At 62.3% G+C, this 25,865-nt stretch carries 24 protein-coding genes; 9 read left to right on the top strand and 15 right to left on the bottom strand.

What is annotated here, in order from left to right:
- Window positions 1-40 precede the first annotated feature (40 nt).
- From AC1DYF_RS19305 to AC1DYF_RS19250, 12 genes are all read right to left on the bottom strand, one after another.
- A complete protein-coding gene (locus AC1DYF_RS19305; protein WP_477878373.1) occupies window positions 41-1,048 on the bottom strand; it encodes a fumarylacetoacetate hydrolase family protein in 1,008 nt (335 codons plus the stop codon).
- Between the two features lie 49 nt (window positions 1,049-1,097).
- The gene (locus AC1DYF_RS19300) at window positions 1,098-1,463 is read right to left on the bottom strand and encodes a limonene-1,2-epoxide hydrolase family protein (protein ID WP_477878372.1); all 366 of its coding nucleotides are present in this window, start codon (window positions 1,461-1,463) and stop codon (window positions 1,098-1,100) included.
- Window positions 1,464-1,811: a cupin domain-containing protein gene (locus AC1DYF_RS19295; protein ID WP_477878371.1), complete on the bottom strand. Its 348-nt coding sequence runs from the start codon at window positions 1,809-1,811 to the stop codon at window positions 1,464-1,466. It abuts the gene before it with no gap.
- 24 nt (window positions 1,812-1,835) lie between these two features.
- Window positions 1,836-2,738, bottom strand: a complete 903-nt coding sequence (locus tag AC1DYF_RS19290; RefSeq protein ID WP_477878370.1) for a 3-hydroxyacyl-CoA dehydrogenase family protein — start codon at window positions 2,736-2,738, stop codon at window positions 1,836-1,838.
- Between the two features lie 5 nt (window positions 2,739-2,743).
- Window positions 2,744-3,547, bottom strand: a complete 804-nt coding sequence (locus AC1DYF_RS19285) for an SDR family NAD(P)-dependent oxidoreductase (protein ID WP_477878369.1) — start codon at window positions 3,545-3,547, stop codon at window positions 2,744-2,746.
- On the bottom strand, window positions 3,544-4,359 hold the full coding sequence (locus AC1DYF_RS19280; protein ID WP_477878368.1) for a cyclase family protein: 816 nt from the start codon (window positions 4,357-4,359) through the stop codon (window positions 3,544-3,546). The genes AC1DYF_RS19285 and AC1DYF_RS19280 overlap by 4 nt, the downstream gene beginning before the upstream one ends.
- A 14-nt stretch (window positions 4,360-4,373) precedes the next feature.
- Entirely contained in the window at window positions 4,374-5,183 is an 810-nt protein-coding gene (locus AC1DYF_RS19275) for a cyclase family protein (protein ID WP_477878367.1), read from the bottom strand.
- Window positions 5,184-5,381: 198 nt separating this feature from the next.
- Window positions 5,382-6,272 carry a LysR family transcriptional regulator gene (locus AC1DYF_RS19270; RefSeq protein WP_477878366.1) on the bottom strand — a complete coding sequence of 297 codons (891 nt, stop codon included), beginning with the start codon at window positions 6,270-6,272 and terminating at the stop codon, window positions 5,382-5,384.
- A 96-nt stretch (window positions 6,273-6,368) separates the two neighbouring features.
- Window positions 6,369-7,877, bottom strand: coding sequence for an aldehyde dehydrogenase family protein (locus AC1DYF_RS19265; protein WP_477878365.1), 1,509 nt, complete (start codon window positions 7,875-7,877; stop codon window positions 6,369-6,371).
- A gap of 25 nt (window positions 7,878-7,902) precedes the next feature.
- Window positions 7,903-9,003, bottom strand: a complete 1,101-nt coding sequence (locus AC1DYF_RS19260; RefSeq protein ID WP_477878364.1) for an NAD(P)-dependent alcohol dehydrogenase — start codon at window positions 9,001-9,003, stop codon at window positions 7,903-7,905.
- Window positions 8,994-10,172, bottom strand: a complete 1,179-nt coding sequence (locus tag AC1DYF_RS19255; protein ID WP_477878363.1) for an alpha-hydroxy acid oxidase — start codon at window positions 10,170-10,172, stop codon at window positions 8,994-8,996. Before AC1DYF_RS19255 ends, AC1DYF_RS19260 begins: the two co-directional genes overlap by 10 nt.
- Before the next feature lie 57 nt (window positions 10,173-10,229).
- Complete coding sequence (locus AC1DYF_RS19250; RefSeq protein WP_477878362.1) at window positions 10,230-11,846, bottom strand: thiamine pyrophosphate-dependent enzyme; 1,617 nt, start codon at window positions 11,844-11,846, stop codon at window positions 10,230-10,232.
- A gap of 556 nt (window positions 11,847-12,402) precedes the next feature.
- Between AC1DYF_RS19250 and AC1DYF_RS19245 the strand changes: the two genes are divergently transcribed.
- From AC1DYF_RS19245 to AC1DYF_RS19210, 8 genes are read left to right on the top strand one after another with little or no spacing between them, the layout of a single operon-like run.
- Window positions 12,403-13,695 carry an ABC transporter substrate-binding protein gene (locus AC1DYF_RS19245; protein ID WP_477878361.1) on the top strand — a complete coding sequence of 431 codons (1,293 nt, stop codon included), beginning with the start codon at window positions 12,403-12,405 and terminating at the stop codon, window positions 13,693-13,695.
- A gap of 32 nt (window positions 13,696-13,727) precedes the next feature.
- Window positions 13,728-14,456 carry an ABC transporter ATP-binding protein gene (locus tag AC1DYF_RS19240; RefSeq protein WP_477878360.1) on the top strand — a complete coding sequence of 243 codons (729 nt, stop codon included), beginning with the start codon at window positions 13,728-13,730 and terminating at the stop codon, window positions 14,454-14,456.
- Between the two features lie 37 nt (window positions 14,457-14,493).
- On the top strand, window positions 14,494-15,192 hold the full coding sequence (locus AC1DYF_RS19235) for an ABC transporter ATP-binding protein (RefSeq protein ID WP_477878359.1): 699 nt from the start codon (window positions 14,494-14,496) through the stop codon (window positions 15,190-15,192).
- A gap of 3 nt (window positions 15,193-15,195) precedes the next feature.
- A complete protein-coding gene (locus tag AC1DYF_RS19230; protein ID WP_477878358.1) occupies window positions 15,196-16,056 on the top strand; it encodes a branched-chain amino acid ABC transporter permease in 861 nt (286 codons plus the stop codon).
- A complete protein-coding gene (locus AC1DYF_RS19225; RefSeq protein ID WP_477878357.1) occupies window positions 16,056-17,120 on the top strand; it encodes a branched-chain amino acid ABC transporter permease in 1,065 nt (354 codons plus the stop codon). The genes AC1DYF_RS19230 and AC1DYF_RS19225 overlap by 1 nt, the downstream gene beginning before the upstream one ends.
- Window positions 17,101-17,619, top strand: a complete 519-nt coding sequence (locus AC1DYF_RS19220) for a cupin domain-containing protein (RefSeq protein WP_477878356.1) — start codon at window positions 17,101-17,103, stop codon at window positions 17,617-17,619. The genes AC1DYF_RS19225 and AC1DYF_RS19220 overlap by 20 nt, the downstream gene beginning before the upstream one ends.
- A 41-nt stretch (window positions 17,620-17,660) precedes the next feature.
- A complete protein-coding gene (locus tag AC1DYF_RS19215) occupies window positions 17,661-19,460 on the top strand; it encodes a CocE/NonD family hydrolase (protein WP_477878355.1) in 1,800 nt (599 codons plus the stop codon).
- Between the two features lie 6 nt (window positions 19,461-19,466).
- Window positions 19,467-20,882 carry an FAD-binding oxidoreductase gene (locus tag AC1DYF_RS19210; RefSeq protein WP_477878354.1) on the top strand — a complete coding sequence of 472 codons (1,416 nt, stop codon included), beginning with the start codon at window positions 19,467-19,469 and terminating at the stop codon, window positions 20,880-20,882.
- A 74-nt stretch (window positions 20,883-20,956) separates the two neighbouring features.
- Here AC1DYF_RS19210 and AC1DYF_RS19205 read toward each other — a convergent pair whose 3' ends face one another.
- The 3 genes from AC1DYF_RS19205 to AC1DYF_RS19195 all read right to left on the bottom strand — a co-directional run bounded on the left by AC1DYF_RS19205 (window position 20,957) and on the right by AC1DYF_RS19195 (window position 23,675).
- A complete protein-coding gene (locus tag AC1DYF_RS19205; protein ID WP_477878353.1) occupies window positions 20,957-21,574 on the bottom strand; it encodes a flavin reductase family protein in 618 nt (205 codons plus the stop codon).
- A complete protein-coding gene (locus tag AC1DYF_RS19200) occupies window positions 21,571-22,797 on the bottom strand; it encodes an acyl-CoA dehydrogenase family protein (RefSeq protein WP_477878352.1) in 1,227 nt (408 codons plus the stop codon). Before AC1DYF_RS19200 ends, AC1DYF_RS19205 begins: the two co-directional genes overlap by 4 nt.
- Window positions 22,798-22,892: 95 nt before the next feature.
- Window positions 22,893-23,675 carry an alpha/beta fold hydrolase gene (locus tag AC1DYF_RS19195; protein WP_477878351.1) on the bottom strand — a complete coding sequence of 261 codons (783 nt, stop codon included), beginning with the start codon at window positions 23,673-23,675 and terminating at the stop codon, window positions 22,893-22,895.
- Window positions 23,676-23,977: 302 nt separating this feature from the next.
- Here AC1DYF_RS19195 and AC1DYF_RS19190 point away from each other — a divergent pair, with 302 nt between their 5' ends.
- Window positions 23,978-25,582 (top strand): XylR N-terminal domain-containing protein, encoded by a 1,605-nt coding sequence (locus AC1DYF_RS19190; RefSeq protein WP_477878350.1) that lies wholly within the window; start codon window positions 23,978-23,980, stop codon window positions 25,580-25,582.
- The last annotated feature ends 283 nt before the right edge of the window (window positions 25,583-25,865 follow it).

Below are 25,865 nucleotides of genomic sequence, written 5' to 3'. Positions count from 1 at the left end.
TCTGCCATCGACCAGCAGCTCCGATTCATGCGCTTTCGGTCTATCCCACCACGACCGTCTGTCGGATGCAGCCAAACACGCTTTTTCCGTCCCGATCCCGCATTTCAATGGTAATCCGGTCGCCAATCCCCAGAAAAGGCGTCCTCGGCTCCCCCGAAAGGATGGTCTCGACCACCCGCTGTTCGGCGATGCAGGAATAACCGTCGCCACCTTCGGAAATCGGCCGTCCGACCCCATCGTCATGGCCGCGATTGGAGACCGTCCCTGAGCCGATGATCGTGCCCGCTGCAAGTCTTCGGGTGCGGGCGGCATGCATGATCAAGGTCGGGAAGTCGAAGGTCATATCGATGCCGGCATTCGGCCGTCCGAACGGGATATCGTTCACGCTGCTGAGCAGCGGCAGGTGCAGGCGTCCCCCGTCCCAGGCATTGCCCAGTTCATCCGGCGTGACTGCGATTGCGGAGAGTGCCGAGGATGGTTTTGACTGCAGAAATCCAAAACCCTTGCCGATCTCGGTGGGAATGAGGTGGCGCAGCGAGACGTCGTTGACGAGAACCAGTAGCCGTATCGCGCTGGCAGCGTCCGCGCGGGCCGGCGCCATGGGCACATCGCCGATGATCACGGCGACCTCGGCTTCGAAATCGATCCCATAGCCTTCGTCCGGAAAATGGATTGTCTCATGGGCCGCCAGGAACGAGTCGGAACCGCCCTGATACATCAGCGGATCGCTCCAGAAGGAGTCCGGCATGACCGCACCGCGCGCCCGTCGGACAAGGTCGACATGGTTCACATAGGCCGAGGCGTCCAGCCATTGATAAGCGCGCGGCATAGGCGCGGCACAGGCAGTCGGATCGAATGGCGAGCTCGGAATGAGACCTTGTTCCAGAGCTTCGGCCCGCTGCCGCAAGAGCGGTTCGAGCTCGGACCAGTCGTCAAGTGCGGCCTGTAATGTCGGCACGATATCGGTGGCATCCGCCATGCGGTCGAGCGCTCTGTTGACGATGACGAGGCGTCCGTCGCGACCGTGCTTCAGCGATGCAAGTTTCATGGCGTTCCGGACAGGTGGGCTTTGGGCTGACCCGTTCGACAGGCGTGGGTCAAAGCTTGTTCTCCAATGTCGCAAGATCGAAATAGTCCCGCCAGGCGATGATCTTGCCGTCCCGAAGCTGGAAAATCCCGGCAACGGGAAGAGCGACCGAGCCTTGGGCAAGGGTGAAATAGTCGATGCGCTCGTTCATGACGAGATCGCCGGCCGCGACCTGGTTGACGATCTCGAAGCGCAATCCTCTGAACTGGTTGGGAATATCGGCAAGGAAGGCGCGGATTGCCGTATGGCCGACCAAGGGCTGCATCGGCATGTTGTGGTAGACGGCATCGGCTGAAAAATAGCCGATGAGTTCGTCCGCATCCAGCCGCTCGAAGGCAGCGCAGAACTGTCTGACGATGCGATCGTTTGTGTCCATTCAGGTCCTCGTTTGCGGATAGGGCATGATGACCAGCATGGAGGCAGGGAGATTGCTGCGATTGATGATTTCGCGGCGTTCTCCGGCTGCCAGCCGGCAGGAATCGAGTGCATGCAGTGTGGTCTCTCCCGTGTCGGTGATAACAGTCACCTCGCCGCTGACGACGACATAGACTTTCTCGATCGGCGAATCCGAGCTCTCGGCGCCGCCGCCGGGCAGGAAGTGCGACAGGCCTACCCAGAAGTTTTCGTTGGGCGAGACATCATGACCCTGAAGCCGCAGGCCGGTCATGTTGAAATGTTTGGCCGCCTCATAAGGCTTGGCATCGGATAGGCGCGTGACATGCATAGTTTGTCCTTTCATGTATCCGATTCACCGTGCGGTGCCGGCGGCCAGGAACCGGCGCAGCCGCTCGCGCGTCGCTTCCGCCAGTTCCGGCGTCCAGCGGCGGAACCCTTCGCCGGATTTCATCCCGAGCTTGCCCTGGGCGACGAGCGCGTCGAGATAGGGATGCGTGGTCGGCGTGACATCGAGGTCTGCAATAACGACATCGTGGATCGCTTTGGTGAGATCGAGTCCGACGAGATCGGATTGTTCGAGCGGCCCGAGCACCGCAAGCCGGGCGCCGAAACCGAGCTTGACCACATCGTCGATCGTCTCGGCATCGCAGACGCCAGCGGCGACCAGGGCGATCGCCTCGCGCTTGAGCGCGTGCTGCAACCGGTTGCCGACAAAGCCGGATATGTCGCGATGGACGAGGACGGGATGTCGGCCGATCTCCCTGAGCAACGTCTCCACGACCTGTGCGGCCGGCCTGTTTGCCTCGCTCATCAGCACGATCTCGACCAGTGGCACGAGATGCGGCGGATTCCAGAAATGCGTGCCCAGCACACGCGATTTGTCGGCAATTCTTGCCGAGATCGCACCGATCGGGATGACGGAAGTGTTCGAGCAAAGGATCGCATGGGGCGGCGCGTGGCGCTCCAATTGAGAAAATATCTCCTGCTTCAGCGCCAGTTTCTCGGGCGCCGCCTCGACGACGAGATCGGCATTGGCGACGGCCCAGGCGATATCCGATCCGGCTTCGATCCGCGATGCCGGCGAGGACGCATCTCCGAGCAGGTCCGCGATCTCACCTATCCGCTTCGGCAGGGCGTCGCGTGCGATCTCCTCTGGGTCTTGCACCCGAACGTGATGTCCGGCCGCGGCAAACAGATAGGCGATGCCGTGCCCCATCAGCCCGGCGCCGATCACTGCGATTTGTGCCTTCTGCATGCCCGCTACCCCGCCGTATAGCCGCCGTCGACATACATGATCTGGCCGGTGCAGAAATCGGAAGCCGGCGACAGCAGGTAGAGCGCCATGCCGATCAGATCCTCGGGCTCGCCCAGCCGGCCAAGCGGGATGCGCGACAGTGATCGCGCTCTGGTCGCCTGGCCGACTTCGTCCTCGCTCCACATCCATGCCGTGAGTTTCGAGCGAAACACCGTGGGCGCAATGGCGTTGACGGTGATGCCATGCTTGGCCCATTCAGTCGCCAGCACCCGGGTCAGGGCGTCGGTGGCGCCCTTCGAGGTGCAGTAGGCGGTATAGCCGGAAATATTGCCGTGCCGTCCGCGCACGGACGACATCAGCAGCATCTTGCCCTTGATCTTGCTTTCGATCCAATAGGTGCCGACGGCCTTGGCCATCAGCCAGGCGCCGCGGACATTGGCGTCCATGACGCTCTGCCAGGTTTCATAGTCCTGGTCCTGGATGAAGCCCGCCTTGTTGAAGCCGGAGGCGATGACCAGCATATCGACCCGGCCGAACGCCGCGATCGCCACCTCGAGCATATGCCTGGCACTCTCCAGATCATCCGGGCGGGCGACGACGGTTCTGCAGTCCGCGCCCAACTCGGCCGCCTCGGCTGCGATGCCGTCGAGTTCCCCGCCCGAGCCGGAGACCAGCACCAGTTTCGCGCCGCTTGCGCCGAGCGCCAGCGCGCAGGCGCGGCCGAACGAGCCGGATGCCCCAGTAATCAGAGCAATCTTGCCGGTGACGTCAAACAGCGATTTCGGGTTCCTGAGCGCTTCGCTGATCATGCTCGCGCTCCCTGTGCGCCCGGAAAGCGGAATGTCTGGTCCGGATCGATGATCGCCACGACCCGCACGCCGCAGCCTTCGCCCTCCGGCCACCGCCACGGGAAGGCCATGAAGGTGCAGCGCTTGCCAGTGATCTTGTCGAGATCGCCATTGATGTTCTCGATGCCGGGAATGCCGCCCTTGACCATCAGCGTCTTGTGGGCGATCTCCCAGTAAGGGAAATCCGCCATCACGTCGCGGCCGGTTTCGCGTTTGTATTCGGCCATCAGATGCGGATGCGACGGGCCGGGGCCATGGTCGACCAGTTTGGTGCCGAGCGGGTGGTCGAGCGCCTGGACATCGACACCCACCATCTTGACGCCCTTCTCGACCAGCCATTCGGCTGACTCTTTGTAGAGGCCGGGCGAATAGGCATAGTAGTCGTCGGTGTCGCCGAGGATGCGATGCGTCCCGGTATTGATCATCACAATGTCGTTCTTGCGGATTGCCGGGCTTGCCTTTTCCAGGTCGTCGGCAGTGATGACGCCCCATTTGCCCTTGGGAATGGAAACGGCGACGCCGGTGCCGAAGAACCGCCAGATCGGATAGCCGGCCAGCGTCGGCGTGTTCTCGGTCACATGCAGCGGCGCATCCATATGCGTGCCGCGATGCATGATGCCTTCAAACTCGTTGACATAGATGCCGTGATTGGCGTGGTATTGATGCGTCAGCACGTTGATGCCGGGGGCCGATGGCCATTCCGGCATGCCGTGGCCCCAGCGGGCGGACAGGTTGTAGAATTGCAGGCCTGATGTCTTTGCTGCATAGGTCATTATCTTGCCTCGCCTTACGCCGCTTTGCCGGATTCGATCCGGTAATTGCCCTGCGTGTCGACAATGCCGACGAAACGCACCGGGCAGGCATCGCCCTCATGCCAATTCCAGGGATAGGCCTGGAACACGCAAGACCGGCCGATGAGATCGTCGATATCGCCGCCGACATTCTCGATCGTCGGAATGCCGGCATCGAGCAGGATGCGGTGGGCGACGTTCCAGGTGGGGAAGTCTTCCGCTGTCGAGCGGCTGGTCGCAGCCTCGTAGGCCTTGGGCAGCCGTTTCATCTGCGGACCGTTGCGATGGTTGCCGAGCGACGTCGCCAGCGGATGGTCCACTTGTGGCGTGTCGACGGCAACGAGCTTGACCGCGCGGGCGACGAGCCATTCCGCCGCATCCTTCGAAAGACCGGGGCTATGGCCGAAATAGTCGATACTGTCGCTGTATCTGCGGTGCCAGCCGGTGACGATGACGACAATGTCGCCGGCCTCAATGCGGGGCGAGGCGGCTTCGAGATCGGCAGCGGTGACCTGCTGCCATTCACTTTTCGGGATGGAGACCACCACGCCCGGACCGAAAGAGCGATCGAGCGCGATCTCGCCGACGCCGATGCCGCGTTGGATCAGGTGGCGCGGGGCATTTATGTGGGTTCCGGTATGCATGATGGTGCGGATGCGCTGCGCCATGACGCCGTTCTTGGCATGCGTCGTCGAGCGGAAGATTTTCACGTCGTCATAGCCCGGCAAGGTCGGGACACCGTGGCCCCAGACATGGCTGAGCTCATAGAATAGAAGCCCGGTTTCGGGTTCCTGTACGCCGGACATGATTCCTCCCCAGCCGGTCGAGCCGGCGCTGCGAATGCTCTGTTTTGGTGATTTCCTGTGCTGCAGGAACGGTTTGAGGATGGCGGCATGCGGCTTGTGGCGCAAATCAAAAGGCCGCTTGATGCTATGCAAACTATTTATGGCTGCATGCAGCGGGAAACGGCCATCCGATGCCTTCGCGATGAAAAGCAGATGCAATCAGGCCGAAAGCCTGGCGCGCAGGATCGCCATGAAACTGTCCAGAGCCCGTACTGGGTTGGGCGTGCGGCGATAGGCAATGCCGGCTTCCGCCTCCCAGAAGGTCCCCTCATGCGAGACTTCCTTCAATCCGTATTTTTCCGCATCGACCAGCATCTGTTCGGGGAAATGGGCGAGGAAATCGCCCTCGCTGAGAATCTTGAACAGGCCGATCGATGTCGTCTCCACGGCAATCGTCGGTGGCTCGATGCCGTTGGCGACGAAATAGGAACCGATGCGGCTGGTCCCGACATGGTCGTTTGCCAGCACCAGCCAGGGATAGCGTGCCAGATCCTGTGCCGTCGCCACCGGCAATTGCAGCAGCGGATGCTCGGAGCGGGCCACGACCGTATGCTGGATCTTGACCAAGGGCTCCTTGACGATCTCCGCCTGCGACGGGAAATCCAGCGTGCTGCAGACGAGGTCGATGTCGCCGTTCATCAGAGCCGGGACGAGCGTGTCGATGACACCGCTGCTCAACACGACCTTGACCTTGGGAAACTGCGCATGGAAGGCGGCAATCACCGGCGGCAGGAACGTGGTGATCCAGACCGGGCCGGCGCCGATCCTGAGCGTGCCCACCATGCCCTTTTCGAGCGCGCTGATTTCCGCCAATGCATGGTGGTATTCGAGCTCCATCAGCTTGACGCGCCGGGCAAGGATCTCGCCCTGGCGGGTCAGCGCCACGCCGCTCGGCAGACGCTCGAACAGCGTCACGCCGAGAATGATTTCAAGCTGTTTGATGCTGCGTGTCAGCGCCGGTTGGGTGAGGTTGAGAACCTTGGCGGCCGCCGTGATATTGAGATGTTCGGCCGTTGTCAGGAAGAGGATCAGCAGTCTGGAATGCATCATTGTATTTCGGTGTCGCATACCAAGTCCAATGCTCATTCCAACCCATAAGAAATTGTTATACCTGGGCTGAAAGCCGGTCAAGCAATCGTAGGACGATCAGCCGGAGGCCCGTTCCGAACGCCGCACGACCACATTCTTCAGGTCCGAATAGAGGTCGACCGCATGCATCGATCGGTCACGACCGAAGCCGGATTGCTTGAAGCCGCCGAACGGCATTTCCACCACCGGTCCCGTGCCACCGTTGACATTGATATTGCCCGCCACCAGCCGCGATGTGGCATAAGCGACATCGTCGATATTGGCCGACCAGAGATTTGCTCCGAGTCCGTAGCGGGTGGCATTGGCGATAGCGATCGCCTCTTCCAGGGTATCGAAGCGGATGACCGATAGCACCGGCCCGAAGATTTCCTCTTGTGCCAGCGCACTTTTCGGATCGACCCGGTCGGCGATCGTCGCGCCCAGATAGCTGCCGCCCGCCAGACCCGTGGCATTTCTGCCATCAAGCAAGAGGTTTGTGCCATCTTCGACGGCGGTTGCGATGCGGGAAACGATCCTGTCATGGTGGCTCGCATGGATCACCGGCCCAAGATCGGTCTCGATCTGAAGCGGATTGGCGATGCGGAGCGCGCGGGCTTTTTCGACCAGACGATCGAGGAAGGACTGGTCCGTGCCGTTCTGGACAAGCAGCCGCGAGGGCGCCTCGCAAACCTGCCCCTGGTTGGAAAACATGAAACCGACGGCGACGTCAGCGGCCATGGCGAGATCGGGCGCATCGGCCATGACGATATTGGCGCTTTTGCCGCCGAGCTCCAGGCTGACACGCTTGAGGTTGCTGTCGGCGGAGGCGCGCATCAGCGCCCGGCCTGTGCCTCCGGAGCCGGTGAAGGTCAGGCAGTCGATATCTTCATGTTCGCCGAGCGCCCGGCCGACCTCGGCCCCGCCCGTGACCACCTGCAGCACGCCTGCGGGGATGCCGGCTTCGAGCGCCAGTTCCGCCATGCGCAGCACCACGAGCGACGCTTCCTCGGACGGCTTGACGATCACGGAATTGCCGGTGACCAGTGCCGGTCCCATCTTCCAGGCGCCGATCATCGCCGGCGCGTTCCACGGCAGGATCGCCGCAACGACTCCCAGCGGCGCGCGGGAAATATAGGCTGTAACGTGATCGTCGAGCGCGATCATCTCGTCATAGAGCTTGTCGGCCAGCTCGCCATACCAGCGGATCGTATCGACGGCGAAGCCGGTGTCGAGGTTATAGGCCATCATGATCGGCATGCCCATGTCGCGCGTTTCGGTCACGGCGAGCGATGCCTGTTCGGCCGCCATCAGCTCTGCCCAGCGGACCATGCGTTTCTTGCGCTCCTTGGGCGGCATGCCGCACCATGTCCGCGCTTCAAAGACGCGCCGTGCCGTGGCGACGGCACTGTCGACATCGGCCCTGTCGCAGTCGGGCATGCTGGTCAGCACGCGCCCGTCGATCGGGGACAGGATCGGTCGGCGCTTTCCCGAAGCGGCTTCCACCTGTTTGCCGTCCAGCAGGCAAAACGCCTTGCCGAGCGGGCGGCTGGCCAATCCGTCGATCGCAGCCTGGTCGAATTCGGTCATTGTTGTTCTCCCTTGCGCACGGCGATCAGAAACGCAGCACCGGTTTCACCACCCTGCCGCTCAGTGCATCGGCGACGGCACGGYTGATGTCCCGGAAGTCGTAATGGGTGATGAGCCTGTCGATCGGGAAGCGGCCTTTCAAGAACAGGTCGACCAGCTTGACCAGGAACGCATCCGGATTGCTGTCGCCGAGAATGATGCCGCGGATCGAGCGGCCGCCGGTCATGATATGCTCGACATCGATTGAGACTTCCATGCCTTTCGGCGCGCCGCCAACGAAACCGCAGGTGCCGCGCATGGCGAGCACGTCCATCGCCTGGCGCAGGACTTTCATGTTGGCGGTGGTGTCGAGCGTATAGTCGAGCCCCTTGCCGCCGGTGATCTGCATGATGGCGTCGGCCGCGGGCTGCCGCCCGGAATTAATCGTGTGCGTGGCGCCTAACTCTCTTGCGAGTTCCAGGCGGCTGTCGACCAGATCGACAGCGACGATGGTGCTTGCGCCGACCAGATGTGCCGCTATGACGGCGGATAGGCCGACGGCGCCCGTTCCGAACACCGCGACCGAGGCGCCGGCACCGACGGCCATGGAATTCATGATCGCACCGGCGCCGGTGATCACGCCGCAGCCGATCGGTCCCAGCATGTCGAGCGGGGCATCGGGCGGCATCTTCACCACATTCTCCTCGGTCGCGACGGCGTGGCTGGCGAAAGAGGACTGAGACTGGAAATAGTGCAGCAGCCGACCATTCTGCGACAGCGGACTGCTGCCATCCGGCCGCGAGCCGTGGAAGTTATGTTCGTTGAATTCCTCGCAATAGCTCGGCTTGCCGATGTTGCAGCTCGCGCAATGGCCGCATGACCCGGCCGTCATCACGACATGATCGCCCGGTTTGATTTTAGAGACGCCGATGCCGGTGCCCACGACGATGCCGGCTCCTTCATGGCCGAGCACGACCGGATGCGGGATCGGGTAGATCTGATGGTCGCGCATGAAGATGTCGGTATGGCAGATGCCGGTGGCAACGAGCTTGACCAGCACCTCGTTCGGCCGCGGCTCTTCGAGGGTCGCCTGTTCGATCGAAAAGTCCTGGCCGATGCCACGCGCAATCGCTGCCTCTATTTGCATCTCTGCCCCCTGACGATGGATTGCAGCCCGCTGGCCGCACTGTCGAGTGCGGCAAGATCCGCCGCTCCCATGAATTTCAATGCATTGACGATGTCGTTGCGGAACAGTGCGGCGGCGTGATCGCCACCGCGTTTGCCGAGAGCACAAACAGCAAACAGGAAAGCCCGGCCGGCAAAGGCCGCTGTTGCGCCGAGCGCGCGAGCACGCACGACGTCGATGCCATCGCGGATGCCGCTGTCGAGCAATATGGTGGCGCGCTTGCCGATTGCCTCGGCAATGGCAGGCAACACCGCAGCGGTGGGCGGGCTCGGGTCAAACACGCGCCCGCCATGATTGGATATCCACACGCCATCGGCGCCAACGGCCACCGCGCGTTCGGCGTCTTCCGGATGCGTCATGCCCTTGACCACCAATGCCCTCGGCCAGAGATCGCGAATACGGGCAATATCGTCCCAGGAGAAGGTGCCGGTGATTTCCCGAACCGCAAATGCGGCCGAGGCCCACGCCCCCTTTTCACTGCCGAGGTAAGGCAGCAGATTTTCGAAGCGCGGCAGGCCGGTGCGGGCGACGGCCGCGAGCCATGCGGGTGCCGCGAGCGCCTGCAGCGTCATTTTCGGCGTCAGAGAGAAGGGCGGCACGAGGCCGTTGCGGATATCGCGTGGCCGTTTCGATCTGGCGGCGCTGTCGACGGTCAGCACCAGCACGTGCGCACCGGCGTGGTCGGCTCGCGCAATCATGTCGCGGGCCACGGAACCCTCATTGCCGGGGATCTGGTAGAGCTGGAACCAGAAACTGTCGGGCGCGAGGCGTGCGGCTTTTTCGATGCTCATCGATGCGCCGGTGGCAAGCACATAGGGTATGCCGGCCGCCTGCGCGCATCGTGCCAGTATTTCGTCGGCGCCGGGCCAGGCAAGTGCCGCAAGCCCCATCGGCGCGATGCCGATGGGCATGGAATAGCTGCTGCCGAAGAGCGTCACGGTTACGTCGGCATCTGCGGGGCTTGCGCCATAGCGTGGAACGAGATCGATATCGTCGAACGCGGCAGCATTGCGCTGGACCCCAAGCTCACGCCCCGCGCCTGTATCGAGGAAATCGAAGGCCAAGCGAGGCAGGCGCGTTCTGGCGCCGGCCCGCATGCTCTCGAAATCGGGATATCGTCTATCGATCAAGCTGGCCACTCTGCATCATTCACTCTGCCGAAATTCATCGATTTCATCCACGGCTTTTCAGTGATCGATGAACGGCCAGGGGCTGGCTTCCGAGCCCCGCTCGACCATGACTTCGATCAGCACCGGCCGGTCGGCGGCAAGGGCTTTTTCCAGAGCCGGCTTGAGTTCGTCGGGAGATTTGACCCTGCTTGCGCTGACGCCAAAACTCTCCGCCAGCCTGACGAAATCGGGATTCACCAACTCCGCGCCGATGACGTGGCCCTCGAAGCGCATCTGCTGGTCGCGCCGGACATTGGCGAATGCCGCATTGTTGAAGACGATCACGGCAACGGCGATATTGTACTGCACGGCAGTCGCCAGTTCCTGCACGGCGAACATGAAGCCGCCATCGCCGCAGACCGAAATAACCGCCTTGTCCGGATTGGCGACTTTGACACCCAGCGCGGTGCCGAAACCGCTGCCCAGCGTGCCCTGGTGTCCGGAGGAGATGTAGCTGCGCGGCCGATAGACCGGAAAGCCGAACCAGGAGGCGAAACCGACCTGCGACAGATCGTCAACGAAGAAACCATCGCGCGGCAGCACATCTCGGATGACCCTGAGGTAATCGATCTGTGGCTGGACCGTCTGGATGGCGCGTCCCGTTTCTTCCTTCGCGCGGCGGATGGCATCGCGCCGTCCCGGGTGGCTTCGGACGGTCTTTCGTGCCGCAGCCAGCAGCGCGCGCGTCGCAACCGAGGCGTCGGCGGTGATATCGATATCGCTTGGATAACGGCGAGCCTCCACGGGATCGATGTCGATGCGGATGGTCTTCAGTCCTGCAGGAGATTTTCCCCAGCGCCAACCGGTGATTTCCAGCCGTGTTCCGATGCCGATCAGAAGATCGGTATCCTTCCATAGCGGGAAACCGGAAGCGATATTGACGCCCAGTTCCCGGTCTTCGCCGACAATGCCGCGGCCGTTGCGGAGCGCGACCACAGGCGCGCCGAGAAGCTCCGCGAGTTCGGCAACTTCGGCCGAAGCGTCGACGGCGCCGCCGCCCACAAAGATCATCGGCGCGGTGGCGTTGCGGATCAGTGCGGCGGCTTCCTCAATGCGGCCGAGATCGACAGGCGGCGCGAAAGGTGCCAGGGAGGGGGTGTCGACCTCCACCTCCATCGTCTCGGTAAAGCGGTTCCAGAACATTTCCAGCGCCGCCGGTCCCGGTCGTCCGGATGTCATCTCATGGAACGCGTGCGCCAGCATCGCCGGCGCCATGGCCGCATTTTCGATGCGGTCCGCCCATTTCACCAAGTGTCGCATCGTGCCGAGCTGGTCGCGCATCTCGTGCAGATGGCCGCGGCCGCGGCCGAAATAGGCGGTGGGGACCTGGCCGGTAAGGCAGAGAACCGGAGCATTGCAGCCATAGGCTGTCAGCAAGGCGGCCGAGGTGTTAAGCATGCCGGGTCCGGGGACCACGGAATAGACGCCCGGCCGCCCGGTGGAGCGGGCATAGCCGAGCGCCATATAGGCGCAGCCCTGCTCATGCCGTGCGCCGATGACTTTGATCCGGTCGCTCGCCTTATAGAGCCCGTCGAACAGTCCATAGATCTGTGCGCCCGGCAGGCCGAAGACCGTCTCCACGGAATGACGCAAAAGTCCTGCGACGATTGCCTCCCCACCCGTCATCAATGCCATGCCGTTTTTCCCAATTGTTGCCAGCCAGAGGCCATCTCGCCCAATGGCTCTTGGTCGCCAGGCGGGACAAGACCTCGCCAGCCTGTGACATCGTTAGGTGCCCCTTCGGAGCCGTTCAAATGCTTTTTGAAACGGCTCACATAAGAAAAAGGAATGTCCCGAATGGTGCTTTGCGTTCAAGGCTTTCCAGGGGCACTGTCCAGCTGGATGGCACCGTGTTTTCCGCATGCAAGAGCCGGGAAAGACAGCGGAAATATCGTCGCACAATCGCTGCAAACGCTTGCGCCGCCGGTGTTTTCCGGGGCCATTAGAATTCCTTATGGCGAGCGCTCAATATGTCATTGGACTGCGAAAGCGAGGTGGAAATAATGCAATCCTATTGGAGGAGCGGTTTGAATTTCCAGAACCTTTCCGGATCGCGTCGCTGAATATGAGCGGCTGGATGCAGGGCAATCTCGATCGGTCATCGAAAGTTTCTGGGTGCGCGAACCGCAAGGAACCCGCGACATCGGGCACATATGTGCCCAAGAATTGCATTAGAACCTGGGAGGGGTCTATGACGGAGACATCAAAAAACGGCCTGTCGATTTTTATTGGCGGATTGTCACGGCGCACGCTGCTCAAGACCAGCGCTGCCGCGGCGGCCAGCACGGCACTCTTCAGTCCCTCGATACTGAGGGCTGCCGACGAGGTGATCAAGATCGGCCATGTCAGCCCGCGCACCGGGCCGATGGCAGGCTTTGCCGAAGCCGACGACTATATGATCGGCCAGATCCGCGATTTCCTGAAACCGGGATTGAAGATCGGCGACAAGACCTATGAGGTCCAGATCATCCAGAAGGACAGCCAGACCGATACCAGCCGCGCCGCGGAAGTTGCCAACGAGCTGGTGCTCAAGGACAAGGTGGATATTCTGTCGGCCTGTAGCGGCTCGATCGACTGCAATCCGATTGCCGATGTCGCCGAGCTCAACGGCGTGCCCTGCGTCACCTCGGACGACCCCTGGGAATCCTATTACTACGGCCGCAATCCGGGCAATGAGGGTTTCGAATGGACCTACCACTTCTTCTGGGGCCTGAAGGAAGTGCTGCAGAGCTTTATCGGTGTCTGGCAGGCACAGTCGACCAACAAGATCGTCGGCACCCTGTTCAACAATGCCCAGGACGACAATTCCTGGCATGATGCCTTCATTCCGGCCATCAAGGCGGCGGGCATGCAGGTCGTCGATCCCGGCCAGTTTCCGCCCTTCGGCAATGATTTCACCCCGCAGATCGCCGCCTTCAAGAAGGCCGGCGTCGAAATCGTCACCGGCAATCTGTTCACGCCCGACTTCGGCACGTTCTGGCAGCAATGCGCGCAGCAGGGCTACAAGCCCAAAGTGGTCACGCTCGGCAAGGCCTTCCTGTTTCCGTCCGCGCTTGAATCGCTGGGCGACACGGCCGCGGGCGTCACATCCGAAGTCTGGTGGTCGCCGCATCATCCGTACAAGTCCAGCCTGACCGGCGTCAGCGCCAAGCAGCTTTGCGACACCTACGAGGCCAAATCGAACCGTCCCTGGACGCAGCCGATCGGCTTCAAGCATGCGCTGTTCGAGGTCATCGTCGATGTGTTAAAACGCTCCGAAAGCGTCAAGGATCCGGAAGCAATCCTCGCGGCGATCAAGGCGACGAAGCTGGATACGATCGTCGGACATGTGGAATGGACGGGCAAACCGGTGAAGAACGTCTGCGCGACGCCTGTCGTTACCGGCCAGTGGCAGAAGCAGGGCGGCAAGTGGAAGATGGAAATCATCGGCAATGCCGGGTTTCCGAATATCCCTGTCACCTCCAAGCTGCTGCCGCTTGCCTGAGGCGGGGTTCGAATGGCGGGCCGGAGTGCTGAATGGCTGATATCCTGACGCTCAAAGGCGTGCACAAGAGCTACGGGGCTGTGGTCATTGCCAACGGCCTCGACCTTCACCTGGCCGAAGGCGAGGCGCTTGGCATGCTCGGCCCGAACGGTGCGGGCAAGACTACGGTCTTCGGCTTGATCACCGGGACGCAATCGCTCGATTCCGGCCAGATTATCTTCGGCGGGCAGGATATTTCCCGCCTGCCGGCGGCGCATCGCTGCCGGATGGGCATTGCCCGGTCGTTCCAGGTGCCGCAGCCTTTCGGCAAGATGACGGTTTTCGAAAACCTGGTCGTTGCCGGCGCGTTTTCGCGCGGCAAGAGCGAGCGCGAGCTTTACCAGAGCGCCGGCGAGGTGCTCGATGAGGTTGGGCTGGGCAATGTCGCCAACATGAAGGCCGGCAAGCTCACGCTCCTGAACCGCAAGCGGCTGGAACTTGCCCGCGCGCTGGTCACCCAGCCGCGGCTTTTGCTGCTCGACGAGGTGGCCGGCGGCCTGACCGAGGCGGAATGCGAGCTTTTGATCGGGCTGATCCGGAAGATCAGGAGAACCGGCGTCTCGATCATCTGGATCGAGCATATCGTCCATGCGCTGACGGCCGTGGTCGATCGCGTCGCCGTGCTGGCGGGCGGCGACATCATTGCCAATGGTGCGTCCGAAGATGTGGTGCGCGACCCGCGCGTGGTCGAGCTCTATATGGGCATTCCGGCGGGAGATTGAGGACTTCGGTTGCGGCCGCGACCGATTGGAGGATGGAATGGCGTTGCTCGAAGTCGACGGGCTGACTGCGTTTTATGGTGATTTCCAGGCCCTTTACGGTATTTCGCTGGCGGTGGCTGCCGGCGAACTCGTGGCCGTGATCGGCGCGAACGGCGCCGGCAAGAGCACGCTGCTGAAGGCGATTTCCGGTCTCGTGTCGTCGAAGCGGCAGATGATCCGGTTTCGCGGCGACGCTGTCGGCGGCAGCCGGCCGTCGCAGCTCGTCAAGCGCGGCATCGCCATGGTGCCGGAAGGCCGCCGCCTGTTCTCGTCGCTGTCCGTGCTCGAAAACCTGCAGATCGGCGGCCAGTTGAAGCGGCCGGGGCCTTGGACGCTAGACCGCGTCTACGACCTGTTTCCGATCCTGCGCGAGCGGCGCAACCAGCCGAGCCATCTGCTTTCCGGCGGCCAGCAGCAGATGGTCGCCATCGGCCGGGCGCTGATGTCCAATCCCGAACTGCTGCTCTGCGATGAAATCAGCCTCGGGCTGGCGCCGATCGTGGTCAAGGATATCTTCGCGCGATTGCCGACAATTACCGCCGAGGGCACGGCCGTGGTCATCGTCGAACAGGACGTGCTGCAGGCGGTTGCCGCCAGCCGTCACGTCTACTGTATCCGCGAGGGGCGGATATCGCTGGAAGGGCCTTCGAGCACGCTGTCCCAGCAGGCAATCAAATCGGCATATTTCGGGGTCTGAGCGATGGAATGGATCAACGTCATCATCCAGGGAGCACTGCTTGGCGGCCTCTACGCGCTGTTCGCCGCCGGGCTGTCAATCATTTTCGGCGTGATGCGGCTGGTCAACATCGCTCATGGCGACCTGATCGTGGTTGCCGCCTATTTCTCCTATTTCATTATGCAGATGCTCGGCGTCGGGCCGTTCACCTCGTTGGTCATCGTCGTGCCCTGCGCGGCGGTCTTCGGCTACCTGCTGCAGCGGACGCTGCTCAACCGGACGATCGGCGAGGACATGCCGCCGCTGCTCGTCACCTTCGGGCTCTCGGTGATTATCCAGAACATGCTGCTGGTCTTCTTCACGCCCGACAGCCGCCGGCTGAATGCCGGTGTCATCGAGGTCATGAGCCTGCGGATCAACGACCAGCTTTCGCTCGGTGTCCTGCCGCTCTTGCAGTTCGGGCTCGCGGTGCTGGTGATTTTCGGCCTGCAGATGCTGTTCTACCATACCGCCCTTGGCCGTGCTTTCCGCGCTACGTCTGATGATCCGGAGGTATCGCAACTGATGGGGCTGGAAAATCGCCACATCTTCGCGCTGGCCATGGCTCTGTCGCTGGCCGTGGTGGCGATTGCGGCTGTCTTCATCGGCATAAGAACAAATTTCGATCCGTTTCGTGGCCCTCTGCTGCTGATCTTCGGCTTCGAGGCAATCATCATCGGCGGTCTCGGCAGCCTTTGGGGCACGCTCGCGGGCGGCATCCTGCTTGGTGTCGCCCAGGCCGTCGGCGGCCAGTTCGATCTCGCTTGGCAGGTGTTGGCGGGCCATTTCGTCTTTCTCGCGGTGCTGCTTTTCCGGCCGCAAGGTCTCTATCCGAAGGTGAATTGATGAGCGTCGAGCCAAGCATTCGGCCCGTTTTCCATGTCACGCATGGCGACCGCACCACCCGGGTGGGCATGATCGTCTGGGGCCTGCTGACCTTGTTTCTCATGGCGGCGCCGCTCTGGGCCAGCCGCGATCTGTTGCGGCTCTTGACGGAAATCTATTCCTATCTGGCGCTGGCGAGCCTGTGGAACCTGATGGCGGGCTATGCAGGCCTGGTCTCGGTCGGCCAGCAGGCCTATGTCGGGCTCGGCGGCTATTCGTTGTTCGTCTGCGCCTTGATGGTCGGGATCAATCCGCTTTGGGGCATACCGCTTGCCGGCGTGGTCGGTGCGGTTCTGTCCGTCCCGATCGCGCTCCTCCTGTTCCGGCTGCGCGGCGCATATTTCACCATCGGCTCCTGGGTGGTCGCTGAGGCCTTTCCCTATATCTTCTCGCAGGTCGCGGCGGTGGGCGGCGGCAGCGGCATGAGCCTGCCGGCGCGGATCGTCAAGTCGATCGTCAGCGGCCGCGATGCGCGCGAATTCCTGATCTACTGGCTGTTCCTGGCGCTGACGCTTGTCGTCCTCGGCGCGATCCTGATCCTGCTGCGCACCCGCTACGGGCTGGCGCTGACGGCGATCCGGGACAACGAGATGGCGGCCAAATCGAGCGGCATCGATGTCTATCGCACCCGTCTCGTTGTCTTCGTCGTCGCCGCCTTCGGCACGGCGATGATGGGTGCCATGATCTTCCTGCAGAAACTCAGCATCACGCCGTTCGCCGCCTTCAGCATGAACAACTGGACGGTCAACGTCATCTTCATCGTCGTCATCGGCGGCATAGGACGCGTCGAGGGGCCGATCGTCGGCACGATCATTTTCTTCGCGCTTAGGCAATTGCTGGCCGATTACGGCAGCATCTACCTGATCATCTTCGGCGTGGTCGCCATCGTCGTCATGCTCAAGTCGCCGCATGGGCTGTGGGGCTATTTCGCCGAACGCTTCGGCTGGCAATTGTTTCCACTGGCGCGGCGCCTCAGCCGCGCCACTGCCGAGATAGGGGAAAAGCATGGCGCATTCGGATCGTGAGCGGACATTCCGGCGGATCGTGACTGGTCACAACGAGGGCGGCCGGTCAGTCGTGGTGGCCGATGACGGCGTCGGCGAGGGACCAGCAGGCAATTTCGATTTCTGGATGGGCGGAGCAGGGGGCGAACTCTCTGCCCGCATGCGCCGCCAGCCATTCTTTCCGCGCGATGGTCAATCGTTCTTCCGGTTTTTCCGCATCCCGCCGACCGGCGCGGCCCTGGGCCATGCCGACATCGAAGGCTTTGCGGAGAACCTGTTCGCCAGTTTTGGCATCGATGAATGCCGGGTCGACACGAGCCGCCATCCGATGATGCACCAGACGCCGACCACGGACTACATCGTCCTCCTGTCGGGCCATGTCTCCCTGCTTCTCGATGAGGGTGAGCCGATTGTGCTCAAACCGTTTGATGTCGTCGTCCAACAGGCCACCAACCATGCCTGGATCAATACGGGCTCCGAAGATGCGCTGCTCGTCGCCGTGCTCTGCGACCAGAGGTGAGGCTGGCGCGATCCGAATGCATGCCCACAGGGAGGTCATTTATGTCGTTTACCGACCCCTTCGAATCCGGCGACAGCCCGCCCTGCGATTATGCCAGGCCGATCGACCATGAAGGTCTTGTCCGCGACCTCGATGTGGTCGTGCCGATGCGTGACGGCGTCTGCCTGGTGCTCGATGTCTATCGTCCGGATGCACCGGGGCGGTTTCCGGCGCTGCTTGCCTTTGGCGGGCATCCGAAGCACATTCAAGGGCCCGATTTCGCCTCGGCAACGCCGCCGCAGCCCGCATGGTCGAGCCTCTGGACGGGTCACATCGAATCCGGCGACACCGCCTTTTTCGTCTCGCGCGGCTATGTGCACGTGGTCGGCTCGCCGCGCGGCATCGGCCCATCCGACGCCGGCGGATCGCGTGAATGGGACGCCTATGACGTGATCGAATGGATCGCCGAACAGCCCTGGTGCGACGGGCAGGTCGGCATGGTGGGGATCGGCGCCTTCGCGGCCGAGCAATATGCCGCCGCCAAGAAACAGCCACCGCATCTCAAGACCATCTTCGCTTATGACGGGCGCGGCGCCTACGGTCCCTATGGCGGCTTCCGGCAGCAATATCCCGGCGGCGTCATGCATCTGTTCCGCTATCACTGCGACCACTTTTCCGCCGTCCATACGACAAGAGGCATACCCGGTGCGCTCACGCCGGACATGGAGGCGATGTGGCGTGAGGCGATGGAGAACCCGGACTACCGGATGTATCCGCATGTCTTCAACGTCGTCGCCCAGAAGGGCCAGCACATGCCGGTCTTTTTCCGCGAACTGGTCGATCCCTACGATCACGAGCAGGATGTCGAGAACAGCGAGGCCGATTTCGGGCGGATCACGATTCCCGCCTATATGGGATCGGGCTGGTACGGCTACACTTACAAATACCATCTCAACGGCGCGCAAAGCTATTTCGCCAATGTCGACGCGCCACGAAAACTGACGCTCTCGGGACCGTCGCATCTCGAACGGCCGTGGCGGTCGTTCCGCAACGAGACGCTCAGATGGTACGACTATTGGCTGAAAGGCATCGATAGCGGCATGATGGACGAGCCGCCGGTCAAGTATTGGGTGATGGGCGCCAACGAATGGCGCAAAGCCACGGACTGGCCGCTGCCGGAAACGTGCTGGACCAAGCTCTACCTCAACAGCTGGGAGCGCCTGACGGCCAGGATGCCCTTCGTGGCCGGCGGCTATGACGAAATCCAGCCGCCGGATGTCTTCGTGCAAATGCCGCCCAGCCAGACCAACAAGGTGGCGCGGCTGCGCTATCTCACCGACCCCCTGGCGGAAGATGTTCTCGTCGCGGGACCGATATCGCTGACGCTCTATGGCTCGATCGACCAGACCGATACCAACTGGATCGTGATCCTGAAGGATGTCGGCCCGGATGTCTCGGTGCGAACTGTGCGCGAAGGCGAACGCGAGATATCCGACGATCTGCCCGAGCGGGAGCTGACGCGCGGCTGGCTCAAGGCGTCACTGCGCATGCTCGACGAGGACCGTTCAACGCCTTGGAAGCCATGGCACAAACTGACGCGTGAATCGCGTGAGCCGGTCCTGCCGGACGAGATCCTCGAATACCGGATCGAAATCCTGTCGACGGCCAACCTGTTCCACAAGGGGCATCGCATCTGCGTGGAGATCACGTGCCTCGACATGCCGACCGGTGTCGCTGGTGCGACCAATGCCGAATATATACCTTACCATATCTGTAGCAGCGAAACGGTGATGCACCGGATCTACCATGACTTGGCGCGTCCTTCGCATCTGCTGTTGCCGATCATTCCCGAGGCAGGCTAGCCCGTCATGCAGCAGTTCGAAAATTCAGGCACAAGGCCGCGCGTTGCCCGAAGCGCCGTAGAAAGTGCGCTGGCAATCCTGCGTCCACTGCTCGGCGATCGCCTGACGCAGAACCAGGCGATTTGCGCCCAGCACGCTAACACGCTTTCCGAAGTGGCGGCCGAACCGCCGGATGCCGTGGCCTTTCCGCAATCGACCGACGAGGTCGCGGCCATTGTCCGCGCCTGCGCGGCCAGTGGCGTGCCGATGATTCCATTCGGGACCGGAACCTCCTTCGAAGGGCATGTGAATGCGCCGTTCGGCGGAATTTCCATCGATACCAGCGGCATGAAATCCATCCTGTCTGTCCGTGTCGAAGACCTCGATTGCACGGTCGAGGCAGGCGTTACGCGCGAAGAGCTCAACGCGTATCTCCGCGACCAGGGCCTGTTCTTTCCGATCGATCCGGGCGCCAATGCGTCGCTCGGCGGCATGGCAAGCACCCGCGCCTCGGGCACGAACGCGGTCCACTATGGCACCATGCTCACCAACACGCTGGCGCTGACCGTCGTGCTGCCGAACGGCGAGATCGTCCGCACCGGCAGCCGTGCCCGCAAGTCCGCGTCCGGCTATGACTTGACACGACTGTTCGTCGGCGCCGAAGGCACGCTCGGCATCGTCACCGAAGTCACGCTGAGGCTGCAAGGCATACCCGAACAGATCAGCAGCGGCTATTGCGCTTTCCCTGATGTGGCGGCGGCCTGCAATGCGGTGATTGCGACCATCCAGTCCGGCATTCCAATGGCGCGGATCGAACTGCTGGACGAAGTCCAGGTCAAGGCATGCAATGCCTATTCTCATCTCGATCTGCCGGAAACGCCGGTCCTGTTTCTCGAATTCCACGGCGGGCCGGCAGCCGTCGCCGAACAGATTGCGCAGTTTTCGGCAATCGCCGAGGGCTTTGGCGGCGCCCGTCAGGCCTGGGCGACGAAGGCCGAGGAGCGCAATCGGCTGTGGAAGGCGCGGCATGACACATTCTGGGCAGCCTCCAGCCTGCGTCCCGGAGCCAAGGGCATTCCCACTGATATCTGCGTTCCGATCTCCCGCCTGGCTGAATGTATTGTCGAAACCAAGGCCGATATCGATGCGGCAGGCCTGCTCGGGCCGATCGTCGGTCATGTCGGCGATGGCAATTTCCACGCCCTGCTGCTTGTCGACCGCAATGATGCAGCCGAGAGACAGCGCGCCGTCGAGGTCATAGATCGCATGGTGAAACGGGCGATTGCCATGGAAGGCACGTTCAGCGGCGAGCACGGGATCGGTCAATCAAACCGGAAATACATGCTTGCCGAGCATGGCGAAGCCGGCCTTGCTCTGATGCGGGCGATCAAGAGCGCAGTCGATCCGCAGGGTTTGATGAACCCCGGAAAAATGCTCCCCTGATAGGGCCAGAACGCTCAGAGCCTTTCCCGGCGGAAATATGCCCGGTCTTTCGGATCGGCACCGACTGGCTATGATCAGAACGTCGCGGAATCGTCGGGCCAGAGAAACAGCGGCGTTCGGACCGTATCGGCGATCGACTGCAAGCCATGCCAGTTTCGATTGGCATAGACGAGCGCGTCATCGAGGCGTGTCTCGGGGACGAGTTCCGGAATCGACAGCAACTCGGCAGTCACCAGGCGGGCGCCTGGCGCGACCAGCTGGTCACGGATCGCGGCCCGAAACCAGAGATCGACCTGCGGGTAGTAAGGTTCGCCTGTTTCGAGCCGGCTCCATTGCACATCTGCGCCGAACCGATCCTTGCCGCTCGTGGCGCAGAGGCGCGCCAATTGCATGTCGGCGCGCCGGACGAAGTGCACCACGATCGTTTCGGCCCGTTTTACCGAACGCGCGCTCGACGACGCATCGGACAGAGAGAAAGCCACCGTCGGCGGAGAAACACTGACGGAGATGAGTGAACTCACCGTCAGTGCGACCGGCCCGTCTCCGGGGTCGGCGGTAATGATCGCAACGCCCGACGGGTGGTAACGGAAGGCCGCCAGGAACGCTTCCGTTACCCTCGCCGTCGCGTCTGTGGTGCCGACGTCCCTGGAGCCCTGCAAAGCGTGACCCTGGTCTTTGCCGCGGAGTGTCATTTCTTTTCCACGAGGTCGTAGAATTGCCAGACGCGTTCGCTCCACAATCCGGCCAGTTCGCGACCCGCGGCGGCAACGATGTTCGGATTGATGGTGAAGTGGTTGGCGGCTGTGAGCATTTCGCGATAGACGCGCTGCATCACGCCCCGGCGTAGCGAGGCGCCGCCGGCGGCACGGTAGACGAATTGGCAGGCGTCGACACCCGCCTCGTGCACTTGGGATTTGGCAAGGTGAATCACGCTGATCTGCCGGGTCGAGACACGATTGCCGGCTTCGATCGAGGCCTCCACCTCACGCCAGATCTCGAACAGGAAGGCGCGCGCCGCCCGCACTCGCGCCTCTGCCTGTCCATAGTCGAACCAGAATTTGTCGCTCTCGCCGAGCAAGCCGGCCCGGCCGGTCTTGGTCAGGGCGTATTTCGCCACTTCATCCAGCATGCGCCTGGAGGCGCCGATCGCCCAGCCCGAATGCCCGATCGCCGCCAGTCCGACGACGCCGAGGCTGAAGAATTCCTTCTGGCGCTGCGGCTCGGCCGTGAGGATCGGAAATACCATGTCATCGGGGATGAAGACGTCCTTGGCGCTATAGTCTATGCTGCCGGTGGCCTGCAGGCCGAGCACATCCCAGTTGCCGAGCAGATCGTGGTCTCCCACCGGCGCATGGGCGCAGAGCACGACCACATTGCCATTCTCATCCTTGGCGGGCTGGCCGGTTCCGTCATCGAGCAAAGCGGCCGTATGGGTGAAGGTGGCATGGTGAATGCCGCTGGCGTAAGACCATTTGCCGTTTAGCCGGTATCCGCCTTCAACCTTCTTCAGCATGCCGGTCGGCGTGCCCTGGCCGGAAAACCGGTTGTCGACCCCGGTACCGAACAGGCGAGCGACCGCGGTATCCGGCAGGAAGGCCGCCGACATAGCGCCAATACAGGCATGCACCATCGAAACCCAGCCGGCAGCGCCGCTATGATAGGTGATCGCCTCGATCAGCTGCAGGCCTTGTGTCGGCGACAGTTGCGCGCCGCCGATCTGTTCGCCGGCGAAGATATGCGACATCCTCAATGGCTTGAGGGCTTCGAACGTCGCCTCGTTAAGCCGACCGAGCGTTTCGTTTTCGCCTGAATGCTGATCAAGGACCGGACCGATCTTGCGCACATGCTCTATCAAAGCGTCAAAATCTGTCTTCGTGCCCCAATAACTCATGTCATGCTTCAATGGTGCATTCATGTTTTCCTCCTTCGCATTGTGCTGGCCGCGCACGACCCTCCCGGTCGGTGCGGCAAGATTTCTCATGCGCGGGCAATGCCGCGCGGTTCGTCGGATCATGCCCCTGCCAGAAAATCGGCGATTGCCGTGACCGTGCCGGGGTCCTCCTGCATGGCAAAATGGCCCACGCCCGGCCTGATCAGCAGTTTCGCATTGGCAATGCGTTCGACCCAGATCGGCGCCTGCGAGGCAGGGAGCAACCGGTCCTTGTCGCCCCAGACCACCAGCGTCTCGTTCGGGATCCGGCTCAGCCAGCGGCCGAGATTGGGATGGCCCATGCCGTGGACTTTGAGGATATTGCCGAGCGCAATTCCCTCCTTGTTGCGCGCAGCCAGGAAGTCCTCAAGCGGCGGGCACTCGGCTCCGCCTGGGAAATAGCGCAAGGCAACATCGACATTGTGGGCCAGATAGCCCGAAAGCGCTTCAGGTCCTATCGTGGCGAGATCGGTGGCCGGATGGTCGGGATGGTTCAACCCCGCCGGCGCATTGAGCACCAGCTTTGAAAATCGTTCGCCGGCGACGGCCGCGATCTCGGCGGCCATCCAACCGCCCATGGAATGCCCAAACAGATGCGGTCGATCGAGGCTCAGCGCCTCCACCAAACGGAGGTTATGCACGACCAGGTCCTGCATCCCGGTAACGTGCGGCGCTTCGGCGCTTTCTCCGAAGCCTGGATGGAACGGCAGATAAACGCGAAACCGGTCCGCCAACCCGCGCGCCCAGGCATGGCCCTCGAGCGTGGCGGCTCCGTGCAAGGCCAGAACAGCGGGTCCGCTGCCGATGGCTTTCACGACGATGTGGACGCCATCGATGTCGAGAGCCAGCGTCTCAAAATCCATCATTTCCTCCCAGAACATGGTGCGTTGGCAATGAGCAATGCCGCTTCTTCCAAGAGGCATCTTCTGGAGAGATTAAGACAGGCAAAGGTCTGACGCTGTCAAATCGTCTGGCTCATCCTCAGGGCTCGCGCCTCAAAATGAACCTAAGGGATTGGGATAATTACATTTATTTCTCGATCACGCATCGAACGTCAACGAGGCTGGATGCTTATTTGATAAAATCATAAAATCGAGCTTGACGATTTCATCAACACTGGAAAATCTATGCTGGTGCGGCCGACCACGCCGCTGGGAGGAATGCAATGAGAATGCCGGTAGAACTGTCCAAGGTCCTCGACCGCGGCGGAAGACCCACCGTCCGTGAACTCTTGTCCAGCCTGTTCTTCAATCCGGCCGACGGGACGATCCGGCTGAACGGCGATCGTATCACTATGCAGCGCACCACGTTCAACGTCGAGCTTCGGCGTGAAATGATCCGCATGCTCGGTCCCGCAGACGCCCGCGCCTTCCTCATCCGCCTGGGATTTCTGGCCGGGCAGGCGGATGCCCGCTTCGTACAGACAAGTTGGCCCAATCTCGACATCGGCGATGCCTTCACGGCCGGCACGCGACTTCACACGTTCAGCGGCACGGTGCGCGTCGAGACCGTGTTCAATGCCTACGATTTCCGCAAGAAGCGGTTCTCAGCCGAGTTCCTTTGGCATGACAGCGCCGAGGCCGCACCCTTCCGCCAGGCAACTCATTCAGCTGAGCCGGTCTGCTGGACACAGCTCGGTTATGCTTCGGGCTATGCAAGCACGTTCTTCGACACCTTGATCGTCTACAAGGAGGTCGAATGCGCAGCGCAAGGGCACGCGCATTGCCGCGTCATCGGCAAACCGGCCGATGCCTGGGGTGCGACCGACCCGGAGGTGATCATGTTCCGCGAGCGCGTGATCGGGTCGCGCGACGAGGCCTTCTCGGATGGCCCGCGCAAGGCGGCGGCCAAAGCCGGCGTCGGGCAGCTATCGGAATTCGACCGCCTTGTCCTCGCGCCGGTGCGGCAGGAATTGGACAGGCTGGCGCCGATGTCGCTGCCAGTCCTCATCACCGGGGCCGCCGGCTGTGGGCGAGGCTGCGCAGCGCATTATCTCCATCGGGCCGGCTCGGGTCCGAAGGCTGAATTGCACCGTGTCTACGGAGCAGATGTCGACCCGGCCGTCTGCAGCGAAATCGCCCGGCGCGGCAAGACCGGGCGACAGAACCAGGCCGCCGAGACGATCCTGATCGACGCGATCGAGACCACGCCCGTAGCGCTTCAACCGCATCTGACGCGCGCCATCGAGGAGGGCCTGTTCGGCAGCGGGCCGCGCCTGATCGCCCTGCTCGATCATGACGGACCGCTGGACGCATCCGGACTGTCTCCCGAATTGCGTTCCATCCTCGCGACGGTCATGGTTCGCATGCCCACGCTGGCGGAACGGAAGAGCGATCGCCTGTCCCTGGCGCGCGAGATGATGGCCATCTTGTCCTGCAAGATCGGCATAAACGCACCCGGGCTTGACCCTGGAGCTGCCGAACTGATCGAACGCACGGCCTGGTCCGGCAACCTCCGGCAGATGCGCAATGTGCTTGCAGCCGTGCTGGCTGCTCGTCCCCACAGCGGACCGGTTCTCGCCGAGGAAATCGAAGCACAGCTCGACCGATTCTGCGATCGCGCCACAGCGGTCGGCGACGCCGGTCACGGCCTGGAGGGCGTGCTGGATCGGGCGATCGAGAACGGTGGATTTTCAATCTCGACGCTCGAAAAGGCCGCCTATGAGTCCGCACTCAAACGCGCCGGCGGCAATCTCTCGGCCGCCGCTCGGCTTCTCGGCCTGACGCGGCCACAGCTCGCCTATCGCGTCAATGCCAAAGACGCCGGCTAGGTCGGCGATCTCGCGGAATTGGCGCTAGGGTTCAATCCCGCCTCCGACAAGGATCGAACAGGGGACAAGGGAAGAGGTGGCAGTTTTCACAGCTTATGCCACACTGCCAGCATGACAGTTGCTTCGGACCTACCCACAGATATTATGCCATCGGCCACTCCGACCGAGGCCGAGCTTGCGGCATGGGCTGCCTTGCCGCGAGACGAGCAGTTGCTTCGGTTCCGAGCTTGCCTGACGCATCTGGATGCGACGACGCCGAGTAATGCAACGATGACCGATATTC

The sequence above is a fragment of the Rhizobium sp. P2_G9 genome, from assembly GCF_056403475.1.
This window is presented reverse-complemented; position numbering and strand designations above follow the sequence as displayed.